Here is a 12,391-nt window from a genome sequence, read left to right on the forward strand (position 1 = left end):
GGCCTTCGAGCTGGTCTGGACTCGGCAAAGCTGACTATCTTTCCGCACGCATGCGCCATAGCGCTGTGTGGTCGGCCGTTCGCGGCCGAAAGGATGGCCATGAAGCGTACCTCTTCCAGACCTCTTCAGGTTTGGCCGCTGACCGTGCTGGCGATGACGGCGATCGTCCTGCTGGCCGTCAGCCTCGTGCTGGGAGCCCGTCAGGTCGACCTGCGGGTTCGCCGCCATGAGGAATTCCTCGTTCGCCAAGGCATCCAGGCTGAGGCTCAGCAGACCTTGAATGCGCTGATCGCGCAGACGGTCTGGGATGATGCGGTTCTGAATCTGGACAACAGGCTCAACGCCACCTGGGCCAACGACCAAATCGCGACCTACCTCCAGCAGAGCATCGGCCCCTGGAACTTTGTCTTGGTAGACAGCGATGACAAGGCGGTATGGGGCAGTGGCCACACAGCGCCCCTGTCTGCGGACGATCTTGCCGAGCTCCGACATCGGGCCGAGCCGATCATTGCCGAGATCCGTCAACAGGAGGCGGCGCGCAGGGCGGCGCCAGGCGGCGCGGTAATGGCGGACAACAGGCCCCAGAAGGCCATCGTCACATCTCAGGTCGAGATGCGCGATGGTCGGCCCTACTTGTGGATCGCAAGCCTGGTGCAGCCTGATTTTGGCAAGGCCAAGCCCGCCAAGGCCAAGGCCGCCATCGTGATCGGCGGCGACTTCCTCACGCGGCCCCGAATGGACTTGCTGGCGCAGCGCTACAAGCTCCAGCAGTTTCGGTTCGAACCGGGGGGCGGGAAGGTCGGACCCGAAGAGGCCAGCACGACCTTCGCCTCGTACCCGGGAGCCACACCCGTCGCCCTTGTATGGCGCCCAGAACGGCCTGGCGCCGATCTTCTGAAGCAGTCGCTCTGGATGATCAGCGGCGTGGTGGTCGTTCTGGCTGCCCTCGCCGCTCTGATGTCCTACAGCACCAGGCGCGCAGCCCGCAGCCTCCTCGAAAATCACCACGCGCAGGCCGAATTCCTGGCCAATATGAGCCACGAACTCCGGACACCCTTGAACGGCGTGAACGCCCTGTCCGAAGCCCTGGCCAAGACGGCGCTGACGGCGAGCCAGCGCGAGATGGCCGACACGATCCACAAGTCCGGGCAGATGCTGAGCCGATTGTTGGCGGATATTCTCGACCTGGCCCGCATCGACGCAAAAGGCTTGTCACTGGAGCCAGAGCCTTTCCTGTTGAGCGGGGCGGTCAAGTCGATCGCCGACATCATGGCCCCGCGAGCGCGGGAAAAGGGCCTTGAGCTTCAGCTGGACCTCGATCCTGCAGCGGAGGTCTGGGTATTGGGCGACGCTGTCCGCTTGGCCCAGGTTCTGACCAACCTGTTGTCAAACGCGATCAAGTTCACCGAGCAAGGCCACATCAGGCTGTCTGTGCGCGCCGCCTCCGACGACCCGGCCGGCGGCTGGCGCTTTACCGTTCAGGACACGGGCGTGGGTTTCGAACCCTCACAGCAAGACGCCATCTTCAAGCGCTTCCAGCAGGCCGACGGCAGCGTCACGCGCCGCTTCGGCGGGACGGGACTTGGCTTGGCCATATCCCGCGAACTTGCGGAGATGATGGGTGGTCGGCTGACCGCCGAAGGGCGACCGGGCGACGGTGCGGTCTTCAGGCTCGACATGCCGCTTCCTGAAACGGATGCGCGTCCTTCTCAGGTCGTCGCGCACGATGTGACGCCCGACACCGACATCGCCGAGGCGCACACGGCCACCCGCGTCCTGGTCAGTGAGGACCATCCGATCAATCGCCTGGTGATCGAGACCCTGCTGAGCGAGTTGGGTATGAACGTGCTGTCCACCGAAAACGGGCTTGAAGCGTGCGAAGCCTTTGAGTCCCAGGAGTTCGACCTGATCCTGATGGACATGCAGATGCCCGTGATGGACGGGCTGACGGCGGTCCGCAGGATACGGCGCTACGAAATCGACCGTGGTCGTTCGCCGACGCCGATCATCATGATCACCGCCAACGCCCTACCCGAACACAGGGCGGCTGGGATGGACGCGGGAGCGGACATATTCATCACCAAGCCCCTGAGCGCCAACACCTTCTTTGGCGCCGTCAGCGCCCTGAGGACGCCGGCCTAGACCCGTCCTCGGGCTCAGTCCCCGCGGTCGCCCTTCATCAGCCGCGCCTTGTCGCGCTGCCAGTCGCGGGCGGCCTCGGTCTCGCGCTTGTCGTGGGTCTTCTTGCCCTTGGCCAGGCCGATCTCCAGCTTGGCCAGGCCCTTCTCGTTCCAGTAAAGCTTGAGCGGGATCAGGGTGCGGCCATCGCGCTGGACGGCGCCGATCAGCTTCTCGACCTGCTTCTTGTGCAGCAGCAGCGTGCGGTGCCGGCGCGGCTCGTGATTGAAGCGGTTGGCGTGGCCATAGGGCGGGATGTCGGCGTTGATCAGCTTGATCGTCCGCCCTTCCACCGAGGCGTAGGCTTCGGCGATATTGGCCCGGCCCACCCGCAACGACTTGACCTCGGTGCCGGTCAGCATGATGCCGGCCTCGAAGGTCTCTTCGATGAAGTAGTCGTACCGGGCGCGCCGGTTCTCCGCGATGGGCTTGGTCATCAGACCAGACCCGCCTCGCGCATGGCCTCCAGGATCGCCGGCTTCACGGCCTCATTGCACGGCGCGATCGGCAGGCGAACGTCGGGCTCGCACAGGCCCAGATGGGCGATGGCGAACTTGGTCGGCGCGGGCGAGGAATCCAGGAACAGCGCCTTGTGCAGCTTGATCAGGCGATCCTGGCCATAGAGCGCGGTCTCCCATTCGCCCTTCAGGCAGGCGTTGATGAAGGCCGAGCAGGCCTCGGGCGCGACATTGCAGGTCACCGAGATCACCCCATGGCCGCCATGGGCCATGTAGCCCAGGGCCGTGGGATCATCGCCCGACAGCATCACCCAGTCGGGGCCGCATAGGATGCGCTGCATGCTGGCGCGGGCCAGATCGCCGGTGGCGTCCTTGACGCCGATGATGTTGGGCAGCTTGGACAGCAGCGCCAGGGTCTCGTTGGAGATGTCGACGCTGGCCCGGCTGGGGACATTGTAAACCAAAACCGGCAGTTGGACGGCGTTGTTGATCGCCTCGTAGTGACGATACAGACCTTCCTGGCTGGGGCGGTTGTAATAGGGCGTCACCACCAAAGCCGCGTCGGCGCCCACCGCCTTGGCGTGCTGGGCCAGTTCGATGGCCTCATCGGTCGAGTTGGAGCCCGCGCCGGCGATCACCGGAACCCGGCCCTTGACGGTCTGCACGCACAGTTCGACCACCCGCTTGTGCTCGTCATGGCTCAGGGTCGAGGTTTCGCCGGTGGTGCCGACGGGCACGACACCGTGCACGCCGCCTGCGATCTGGCGCTCGACGAGGGCCACGAAGGCCGCTTCGTCCACGGCGCCGTCTCGGAAGGGCGTAATCAGGGCGGGAATAACGCCCTTGAACGGAGAATGGACCATAACTTGCAATTTGCCGTGAGAAGGGCGCCGCGAAGGTTGCGGCCAGACGATGGGAGCGGACAATATGTCGCCGCCCCGCCGTCCCGCAACCGGTGCGTCGGAGCAGGCAGCGGTTTGATGGGCCAAGCCCCAAGGGTCAAGCCCTTGAGGCCTCAGAAAAACCGTTCCTTAGGTGTCTTCGGGCCTGATGGATCGCATAAGCGGCTGTCGGTTCGATTCGACGGTGCGTGAAGGAGAACGGGTTTTGGCTTCAGTGTTGCGTCGGATCATGTTCGGAAGCGCCGGTCTGGTGCTGCTCGGCAGCGTCGCGGGCGCCCAGACGTCCGGTCCGGTCCCCTACCAGCCGTCATCGACGCCGGCCCTGATCACCACCCCGCCGACCGCCATTCCCGGAACGGTGTCCGACGTCGAGGCCGAGAACCTGCGCATGGCGCTGGCCGGCGCCAGGAGCGGCGACGTTTCTCGCGCCCGTATGGCGATGAGCAGCCTGCAGGACCCGATTGCCCGCAAGATCGCCCTCTGGGCCCTGGTCGACAGCTCGGCCGAGGCGATGAGCTTCTTCGAACTCGATTCCGCCCGCCGCGACCTGGCCGGCTGGCCCCGCGCGGGTCGCCGCGAGACCGCCGCCGAAAAGCAGCTGTCGGTCTCCGGCCTCAGCCCCGCCCAGATCATCGCCTGGTTCGGCGGCGGCCAGCCCGCCACCGCCGAGGGCGCCATGGCCCTGGCCTCGGCCTACCAGGCCAGCGGCCGCCAGCAGGACGCCGTTGACCTGATCCGCCGCACCTGGCGCGACAGGGTGTTCGAAGCCGACGCCCAGCGCAGCATGGCCGCCCGCTTCGGGACGATGCTGACCGCCGAAGACTATGCCCGCCGCGCCGATATCCTGCTGTATGGCCAGCAAGGCCCGGCGGCGCGCGATCTGGTCGACCTGCTGCCCGCAGATCAGCAGGCCTCAGCCCGCGTCCGTATCGCCTTCCGCCAGAACGCCGCCAGCGCCACCTCGATGTTCGAGACCCTGGGTCCCGACGATCAGGCCTCTCCTGGCGTGGTGTTCGAGCGCGCCGCCTATATGCGTCGTCGCGGCCTGGACAGCTTCGCCCTGCAGCTGGTGCGCAATTTCCCCTCGCCGCCGCCGACCGACGAAGCCGCCACCGCGATCTGGAAGGAACGCCGGGCGCTGGTCGTCTCGGCCCTGAAAACCGGCGACAGCGGGGGCGCCTATGCCGCCGCCGCCAATACGGGCCTCTCCGTCGGCGCTGACGCCGCAGAGGCCGAGTTCTATGCGGGCTGGATCGCCCTGGCCCGCCTCAGGCAGCCCGACGCGGCCGCTCGCCACTTCGCCGCCATCGCCGCCATTGGCGCCTCGCCGATCACCAAGGGCCGGGCGCTCTACTGGCAGGGTCGCGCGGCAGAGGCCCAGAATGACCCCATCGCCGCCCAGGCCTTCTATTCCGAGGGCGCACGCCACATCACCACCTTCTACGGCCAGCTGTCGGCCGAGAAGGCGGGCCTGACCGAGCTCAAGCTCGAGCGCGACCCGGTCGTCACCCAGGCCGACCGCGCCCGCTTCCACGGCCGCGAGCTGGTGCGCGCCGCGCGGATGCTGGCCGACATCGGGGCCAAGGATCAGTTCCGCTCGCTGGTGCTCTTTATCGATGACAACCTGCCCAATGCCGAGGAATCGGCCCTGCTGGTCGACTTCGCGCGCGGCTATGGCGACCAGGACCTGGGTATGCGCGCCGTGCGCACCGCAGCCCAGCGGGGCTTCATCCTGCCCGAGCGCGGCTATCCCCTGCTCGACCACCACTTCACGCCGGGCCCCGGCGCGGCCGAGACGGCCTTCGTCTATTCGATCTCGCGCCAGGAAAGCAATTTCGACCCCAATGCCCGCTCGGGCGTCGGCGCGCGCGGCATGATGCAGCTGATGCCGCCGACTGCCGCCATCGTGGCCCGCCAGCTGGGTGAGCGTCACTCTGTCGACCGCCTGTCGGACGCCTCGTACAACATGCGCCTGGGCTCGACCTATCTGGGCGACATGGTCGAAAACTTCAGCGGTTCCTACATCATGGCCGCCGCCGCCTATAACGCCGGTCCCGGACGCCCAGCCGCATGGGTCACCCAGTGCGGCGACCCGCGCGGGGCCACGACGGACCCGCTCGACTTCATCGAGTGCATCCCGTTCTCGGAAACCCGCAACTATGTGATGCGGACCCTGGAAACGACCATGGTCTATCGCGCGCGCCTCAATGGCGGGACCACGCCCCTGACCCTGTCGCGGGAACTCAAGCGCGGCGGCTATGTCTATGCGCCGTCGGTGGCCCAGGCCTACGCGCCCTCGACCCAGCCGTGACCCTATAGCCGGCGAGCGGCCAGCACGGGCCCCGCCGGCGTTTCCACCAGCGCGCCGTCCAGCCTGAACACCCGCGCCAGGATCTCCGGCGCAAGGGCTATGCCGGGCGCGCCCTCCGACACGACACGTCCGCCATCGATCACCACCAGGCGGTCGCAGCAGCGCGCCGCAAGGCTGAGGTCGTGCAGCGTCACCACCACGCCTGCGCCGGCGGCGGCCTCGGCGCGCAGCAGGTCCAGAGTCAGCAGTTGAGCGTCGGGGTCCAGGCCCGCGATGGGCTCGTCGGCCACCAGCAGCGGCGCGCGCGTGGTCAGCAGCCGCGCCAGCAAGACCCTGGCCCGCTCGCCACCCGACATGTCGAGCACGCCGCGCGTCGCGAGATCGGCCGCGCCGACCCGCGCCAGTCGCTCGCGCGCGACCTCCAGGGCCTGAGCGTCGGGAAGATCGACCGCGCCCAGGCTGGCGACCCGCTCGGCGGGCAGGTTCCAGGCCAGCCGGCGATCCTGCGGCAGATAGCCCACGCGCGCGGCGCGGGCCTCGGCGCTCAGAGCCTCGAGACGCTGATCGCCCAGCCAGACCTCACCCTCCTGTCTGGGCAACAGGCCAAGGCCCGCCCGCAACAGGCTGGTCTTGCCCGCGCCATTGGGGCCGACCACGCCGACGACTTCGCCGGGGCTGACGACCAGAACGGCGGCGTCCAAGACCCGCTTGCCGCCCTGAAACGCGCTGACGCCGCTGAGGGCCCAGGCCGCCGTCATGCCCGCCAGCTCCGCGACGCCCGCCAGGCCAGCAGGGCAAAGGCCGGCGCGCCGAACAGGGCCGTGACGACGCCCAGCTTCAGTTCCTGATCGGTCGGTGCGATGCGCGCCGCCAGATCGGCCAGAACCAGCAGCAGGGCGCCGGCCAGGGCAGAGGGCCACAGGATCTGACGCGGATCGTCCTTCACCAGCGCCCGCACCATGTGCGGCGCGGCCAGGCCGACAAAGCCGATGACCCCGGCTCCGGCCACGGCGGCGCCGGTCAGCAGCGCCGCGCCGGCCACGGCATAGACCCGCAGGCGCGACATGGGCAGGCCCGACATCGCGGCCGCCTCCTCGCCCAGGGTCAGCATGCGCAGGCCCTGCCCCGCCTTCAGACACAGGGCGGCGCCGATCGCCATGGGGACCAGCGCCCTCAGGCTGTCGGTCCAGTCGCGGTTCTCGACCGATCCCATCAGCCAGGCCAGGACCTCGGCGATGGCGACCGGCGACGGCGCAAGGTTGAATACCAGAGCGGTCAGGGCCCCGCCGAAGGCCGAGATAGCCACGCCCAGCAGGATCAGGGCCTCAGGTTCGCGAAGACGGGCAGCGATGGCCACCACCGCCCCGCCGGCCACCAGCGCGCCCAGCAAGGCGGCCAGTTCGATGGCGCCCGGGACCGCCGCCAGTCCGCCGGCAATGGCCAAGGACGCGCCCAGCCCCGACACCGCCGAGACGCCCAGGACGCCGGGGTCAGCCAGAGGATTGCGCAGCAGGCCCTGCATGGTCGCGCCCGCCAGGCCCAGAGCCGCACCCACCAGCGCCGCCATGGCGACGCGCGGGGCCCGGATGGTCCACAGCACCTCGCCGGGCGGCGAGCCTGGATGTGCGATGGCTTGAGCATACTGGCCGAGCGCCAGAGGCGTTTCGCCAAGCAGCACAGCGGCGACGGCGGCGAGCGCCAGCAGGCAGACCATGCCAAGACAAAGGCGGAGCAGGCTCATCGCACGGCTCGCGCCTGAGCCAACTGCGCCACACCATCGGCCGCGAACCAGGCGGGACAGCCCACCACCGCGCCAGACAGAGAGGCGATCGTGCGGTTTTCCGTCGCCCGCCTGAGCGCCGCGTGACGCCCGGCGCCCCAGCGGTCGGAGCCCGCGCGGGTCAGGTCGAAAAAGCCCAGAACCACCGCGCGCGGCGGCGTCATCAGCAGACTCTCCAGCGGCACGGGGCTGAAGAAGGGTCCCGCACTGGCGTTCGACAGGCCCGAGGCCTTCAGCATGGCGTCGATCAGGGTGCCGCTCCCCGCCGTATAGCCGCCCGGCGTCAGATAGAGGGCGCTTTGCCCCTGCCAGGCGCCGGCCGAGGCCTTGAGCTGGCCGTCCATGCGCGCGATCAGCGCCTCGCCGGCCGCCTTGCGGTCCAGAGCGACGGCGACGCGCCGGACATTGGCGCGGACGCCGTCGAAGTCGGCGGCGTCATCGATCCTGACCGTATGGACGCCGCGTCGCTCCAGCGCGGAGACCAGCCGGGCGTCGCCACCCCAATGGCGGACCACAACCTGCGGCCGCGCGGCGACAAGGCTCTCGACCGTGGCGCGGCGATGCGGCAGCCCGACCGAAGCCTTGCGCATATAGGAATCCGGCGCGCCGGCCCGATGCGACAGGCCGACGATCACCTCCCGGGGAGCCAGGGCCAGAACATATTGATCGGCGCAGGAATCCAGCGACATCACCCGTGGGCTCGCGGCGACGGCTGACGGCGCGAAAGCCATCGCCACCGCGACAGCGCCAAGCACACGGACGGTCGACACGGATCAGTCCGTGACCAGGCCGTTCAGCAGCCCATCCAGCATGACGCCCATCAAGTGCTCGGACGAAGACCATGTACGGTTCGGCTTGGTGATCAGCAGCGACACCAGCCCATGGCAACCCGCCCACAGCACTTCGGCGGCGCTCTGCGCCGTACCCGACCGCAAGCGACCGGCGGCGGCGATCTCGCGGAAGGGCTCGCTGAACTTCTCGAAGCAGCGATCCCCCAGCTCCAGGGTGCCGGCCTGCTTCTCCACCGAAATGCTCGCCCCGGAACCACAGAACACCAGCTCATAGGTGTTGGGGTTCTCCAGCGCGAAACGCATATAGGCCTCCAGCATCAGCCGGACCCGCGAAACGGGGTCGATGGCCCGACCGCCGATGTCGGTATTGAGGTTCAGGAGCCGCTCGATCGCGCCATCGCTGATCTCCAGCAGGATCTGATCCTTGTCGCGAAAGTGCATGTAGAGGGCCGTGGACGACACGCCGACCGCGTCTGCGATCTTGCGGATGGTCGCGCCGGCATAGCCCTCGGCGATGAAAATCTTTTCGGCGGCCGCAAGGATTTCGCCGCGACGCAAGTGCCCGTCGCCTTTCGGCTTGCGGGCGGACTTGTGCGGCTTCTTCAAAACAAGCGTCACGGCCGGCATGTCCCCTGCGTTTCCCCAACTTCCGATACTAAACGGGAATCACCCAGCCGTCGCAAGGCGGCACGGCATCAAACCTGAAACGCGTGTTTTTCTATTTGACACTCATTGGTTGTGTTCATTTAATTGACTCCCGAAGATCGAGCGAACCGGCCGGGGGGCGACATGGCGCGCGAAGAACGGAGTGTGGCGCCCGAGGGGACCGTCAAGGCCTTCCCCTTTGTTCCGGACGATATCGCACAGCCCTCCGCTCGGATCGCCGAGGGCGCCCATGTCACTTTTGGAAGGGGGCAAAGATCAACAGCGGTGGTCTTGGTGCTGGGGCTTTTGGCGCTCGGCGTGCTGTCGCCCGCCCTCCTGATCTGGGGGCTCTACGGTCTATTCTACAGCGTTTTCGTGGCTGGCGCGGTGATCCGGCTCGCCGCCGTTCTGACACCCCCGCGCAAGCGAGACTGTCCCGCGCTGGCAGATCAAGCCCTGCCCCACTACACGCTCATTGTGCCGCTGTATCGCGAGGCGGAAGTGGCCTGCGAACTGGTCGGCAATCTGGCCCGACTGGACTACCCGCGTGACCGGCTGCAGGCCCTGATCGTTCTGGAGGCGGACGATCTGGCGACCCATTCGGCCTTTCACGCCCTGGACCTGCCCTCCTTCATCCAGGTGCTGGTGGCCCCGCCGGGCTTGCCACGCACCAAGCCCCGAGCCTGCAATATCGCCCTGGCGCTGGCCAAGGGATCCCTTGTTGTCATCTACGACGCCGAAGATGCTCCCGATCCGCTGCAACTGCGCGAGGCGGCGGCGCGGTTCGCGTCGGACACCGCTGATCTGGCCTGTCTGCAGGCGCCCCTGCGCGTCGAGACGCCGCGCTATCTCGCCTTCATCGCCGAGCAGTTCAGACTGGAATATGCCGCGCTGTTCCAGGTGCTGCTGCCGGCCTATGCGCGTTGGGGTCTGCCCTTCCCGCTGGGCGGCACCAGCAACCATTTCAGGCGCTCGGCCTTGCAGGCGGTTGGTGGCTGGGACGCCTACAATGTCACCGAAGACGCCGACATCGGCTTTCGTCTGGCCTCGGCGGGCTACAAGCTGGATGTCATCGAGCGCCCCACCCTGGAAACCGCGCCCACCTCACTGGATCAGTGGGGGCCGCAACGGGCGCGCTGGATCAAGGGGCATCTGCAAACCCTGGCCGTTCATAGCAGGGGCGAGACCCGGAGGCAGCCGCGCAGCCTGCTGGCCCTGATCGTGACGCTTGGCGTTCCCATCGCCGCCTCCAACCTTCATGCTCCGGCCATGCTGATCGCCGGCGTCGGCGTGGCGGTGAACTGGCTGGCCGATGGCGAACCGTCGATCGCTGGCGCCGATCTGACGCTCTACATGTTCGGCTGGATGGCTTCGGCGGTCTGCGCAGCGGTTGGATTGCTGCGGTCAGGCGACCGCCCACGCTTCCTGCATCTGTTTGGCATGGCGGGTTACTGGATGATGTGGGTCTTCGCCTCGCCCCGCGCGATATGGCAATTCTTCGTTGCGCCCCATCACTGGGACAAGACCTCTCACACGCCGCGCACTGGACGGCCAACACCCTGAAAGCGTATGGGCGAGACGATGAGCCCGACGATCGCCCCCGCCCCCATCGTGATGCGCACCACCGGCTGGAGCGACTACGCCCTGCTGGACAGCGGCAATGGCAAGAAGCTGGAACGCTACGGCCCCTACACGGTCGTGCGCCCCGAGCCGCAATGCTTCTGGTCGCCGCGCCTGCCGGCCAAGGCCTGGGAGGACGCCGATGCGATCTTCGACCCCTCCGACGAGGACGAGGCCGGCCGCTGGCGCTTCAAGGGCAAGCCGATCGAAAAGTTCCCGCTCGCCTGGGGTAAGGCGAAATTCCATGGCCAGTTCACGCCCTTCCGCCACCTCGCCTTCTTTCCTGAGCAAGCCGCCAACTGGGCCTGGCAGGACGAGCGGGTTCGCGCCTTCGCCAAGGCATCAGGTCGCCAGCCCAAGATCCTGAACCTGTTCGGCTATACCGGCGTGGCCTCGCTGGTCTGCGCCGCCGCCGGCGCGGCCGTCACCCATGTCGACGCCTCCAAGAAGTCGGTGGGCTTCGCCCGCGAGAACGCCGCCTTCGCCGGGCTCGACGACAAGCCGATCCGCTGGATCGTCGAGGACGCCCGCAAGTTCGTCGCCCGCGAAGTGCGGCGCGGCAATGTCTATGACGGCATCATCCTGGATCCGCCGAAGTTCGGACGCGGCGCGGACGGAGAGGTCTGGCGCCTGTTCGAGGACCTGACCGAACTCACGGCCAACTGCGCTCAACTGCTCAGCGACGACGCCTCGTTCCTGCTGATGAACGCCTATGCGGCCCGCGTGTCGGGCGCGGCCATGTCGGGTCTGCTGGCCCAGGTGCTGGACGGCCGCAGCGGCGTCATCGACTGGGGCGAGCTGTCGCTGGTCGAGGAAAAGGGCGACCGCCAGATCGGCCTGTCGTTCTTCGCCCGCTGGTCTTCAGAAGGGTGAACCAGATGAACGCCCCCAACCCGGCCAAGACCGTCACCTCGCTCTCCAACAACACCGTCAAGGCCGTCCGCGCCCTGCACATGCGCAAGGAGCGCGAGGAGAGCGGCCTGTTCCTGGCCGAGGGCCTGAAGATCGTCATCGAGGCGATCGACTGTGGTCATGCGCCCAAGATCATCATGTACGGCCGCGACGCCGCCGATCATCCGATGCTGCAGAAGGCCTCGCAGGCCTGCCTCAAGGCAGGCGGCGAAGTCATTGAGGTCAATCGGGAAATCCTCGAAAAGGTCTCGCGCCGCGACAACCCCCAGGCCGTGGTCGGGGTGTTCAAACAGGTGTTCACGCCGCTGGACGCCATCGTGCCGCAAAGCGCGCCGTGTTGGGTGGCGATGCAGGCTGTGCGCGATCCCGGCAACCTGGGCACTGTTATCCGCACCGCCGACGCGGCCGGCTGCGGCGGGGTGATCCTGGTGGGCGACTGCGTCGATCCCTATTCGGTCGAGGGCGTGCGGGCGACCATGGGCTCGATCTTCGCGGTCAAGATCGCCAAGGCCACGATCCAGGAATTCCTGGCCTGGCGCGAAACCTGGCCCGGCTCGGTGATCGGCACCCTGCTGACCGCCACCGTCGACCACAAGAGCGCCGACTATGTGAAGCCGTCCCTGATCCTGATGGGCAACGAGCAGCAGGGCCTGCCACCGGAACTGGCGGCGGCCTGCGATGTGAACGTCAAGATCCCGATGCGCGGCCGGGCCGACAGCCTGAACCTGTCAGTGGCGACCGGGATCATGATCTATACGGTGACGGGGTAGGCGGCGGCACGCCCAGGAGAAGAC

11 protein-coding genes are annotated in these 12,391 nt (G+C 67.7%); 5 read left to right on the plus strand and 6 right to left on the minus strand.

Going from position 1 to position 12,391, the window contains the following annotated elements; translation table 11 throughout:
• The first annotated feature begins 99 nt into the window (after nucleotides 1-99).
• On the plus strand, nucleotides 100-2,142 hold the full coding sequence (locus ACW176_RS17825; RefSeq protein ID WP_492110087.1) for a hybrid sensor histidine kinase/response regulator: 2,043 nt from the start codon (nucleotides 100-102) through the stop codon (nucleotides 2,140-2,142).
• Between the two features lie 14 nt (nucleotides 2,143-2,156).
• Here the strand turns inward: ACW176_RS17825 and smpB are convergent, their stop codons facing one another.
• Both smpB and dapA read right to left on the minus strand, forming a co-directional pair.
• Nucleotides 2,157-2,615: an SsrA-binding protein SmpB gene (gene smpB, locus ACW176_RS17830; RefSeq protein WP_419321176.1), complete on the minus strand. Its 459-nt coding sequence runs from the start codon at nucleotides 2,613-2,615 to the stop codon at nucleotides 2,157-2,159.
• Nucleotides 2,615-3,499, minus strand: coding sequence for a 4-hydroxy-tetrahydrodipicolinate synthase (gene dapA, locus ACW176_RS17835; protein WP_492110088.1), 885 nt, complete (start codon nucleotides 3,497-3,499; stop codon nucleotides 2,615-2,617). The genes smpB and dapA overlap by 1 nt, the downstream gene beginning before the upstream one ends.
• A gap of 268 nt (nucleotides 3,500-3,767) precedes the next feature.
• Between dapA and ACW176_RS17840 the strand changes: the two genes are divergently transcribed.
• The gene (locus ACW176_RS17840; RefSeq protein ID WP_492110089.1) at nucleotides 3,768-5,849 is read left to right on the plus strand and encodes a lytic transglycosylase domain-containing protein; all 2,082 of its coding nucleotides are present in this window, start codon (nucleotides 3,768-3,770) and stop codon (nucleotides 5,847-5,849) included.
• A 2-nt stretch (nucleotides 5,850-5,851) separates the two neighbouring features.
• Here the strand turns inward: ACW176_RS17840 and ACW176_RS17845 are convergent, their stop codons facing one another.
• The 4 genes from ACW176_RS17845 to ACW176_RS17860 are packed head-to-tail and all read right to left on the minus strand — an operon-like array spanning nucleotide 5,852 to nucleotide 9,038.
• Nucleotides 5,852-6,607 carry an ABC transporter ATP-binding protein gene (locus ACW176_RS17845; protein ID WP_492110090.1) on the minus strand — a complete coding sequence of 252 codons (756 nt, stop codon included), beginning with the start codon at nucleotides 6,605-6,607 and terminating at the stop codon, nucleotides 5,852-5,854.
• A complete protein-coding gene (locus tag ACW176_RS17850; protein ID WP_492110091.1) occupies nucleotides 6,604-7,590 on the minus strand; it encodes a FecCD family ABC transporter permease in 987 nt (328 codons plus the stop codon). Before ACW176_RS17850 ends, ACW176_RS17845 begins: the two co-directional genes overlap by 4 nt.
• The gene (locus ACW176_RS17855) at nucleotides 7,587-8,399 is read right to left on the minus strand and encodes an ABC transporter substrate-binding protein (protein WP_492110092.1); all 813 of its coding nucleotides are present in this window, start codon (nucleotides 8,397-8,399) and stop codon (nucleotides 7,587-7,589) included. The genes ACW176_RS17850 and ACW176_RS17855 overlap by 4 nt, the downstream gene beginning before the upstream one ends.
• Nucleotides 8,400-8,402: 3 nt before the next feature.
• A complete protein-coding gene (locus tag ACW176_RS17860) occupies nucleotides 8,403-9,038 on the minus strand; it encodes a TetR/AcrR family transcriptional regulator (RefSeq protein WP_419321168.1) in 636 nt (211 codons plus the stop codon).
• A gap of 312 nt (nucleotides 9,039-9,350) precedes the next feature.
• Between ACW176_RS17860 and ACW176_RS17865 the strand changes: the two genes are divergently transcribed.
• Genes ACW176_RS17865 through ACW176_RS17875 form a run of 3 tightly spaced genes read left to right on the plus strand, consistent with a single transcriptional unit; the run spans nucleotide 9,351 to nucleotide 12,367 of the window.
• Complete coding sequence (locus tag ACW176_RS17865) at nucleotides 9,351-10,628, plus strand: glycosyltransferase family 2 protein (RefSeq protein WP_492110093.1); 1,278 nt, start codon at nucleotides 9,351-9,353, stop codon at nucleotides 10,626-10,628.
• Nucleotides 10,629-10,646: 18 nt separating this feature from the next.
• Nucleotides 10,647-11,558 (plus strand): RsmD family RNA methyltransferase, encoded by a 912-nt coding sequence (locus ACW176_RS17870; RefSeq protein ID WP_492110094.1) that lies wholly within the window; start codon nucleotides 10,647-10,649, stop codon nucleotides 11,556-11,558.
• 5 nt (nucleotides 11,559-11,563) lie between these two features.
• A complete protein-coding gene (locus tag ACW176_RS17875) occupies nucleotides 11,564-12,367 on the plus strand; it encodes a TrmH family RNA methyltransferase (RefSeq protein WP_492110095.1) in 804 nt (267 codons plus the stop codon).
• The last annotated feature ends 24 nt before the right edge of the window (nucleotides 12,368-12,391 follow it).

Source organism: Caulobacter sp. FV1ye13L (assembly GCF_058681155.1).

Bases quoted from the DNA above. Each gene is read 5' to 3' on its own strand.
- ACW176_RS17825 (WP_492110087.1), top strand. From the start codon at position 100: ATGAAGCGTACCTCTTCCAGACCTCTTCAGGTTTGGCCGCTGACCGTG.
- smpB (WP_419321176.1), bottom strand. From the start codon at position 2,615: ATGACCAAGCCCATCGCGGAGAACCGGCGCGCCCGGTACGACTACTTC.
- dapA (WP_492110088.1), bottom strand. From the start codon at position 3,499: ATGGTCCATTCTCCGTTCAAGGGCGTTATTCCCGCCCTGATTACGCCC.
- ACW176_RS17840 (WP_492110089.1), top strand. From the start codon at position 3,768: ATGTTCGGAAGCGCCGGTCTGGTGCTGCTCGGCAGCGTCGCGGGCGCC.
- ACW176_RS17845 (WP_492110090.1), bottom strand. From the start codon at position 6,607: ATGACGGCGGCCTGGGCCCTCAGCGGCGTCAGCGCGTTTCAGGGCGGC.
- ACW176_RS17850 (WP_492110091.1), bottom strand. From the start codon at position 7,590: ATGAGCCTGCTCCGCCTTTGTCTTGGCATGGTCTGCCTGCTGGCGCTC.
- ACW176_RS17870 (WP_492110094.1), top strand. From the start codon at position 10,647: ATGAGCCCGACGATCGCCCCCGCCCCCATCGTGATGCGCACCACCGGC.
- ACW176_RS17875 (WP_492110095.1), top strand. From the start codon at position 11,564: ATGAACGCCCCCAACCCGGCCAAGACCGTCACCTCGCTCTCCAACAAC.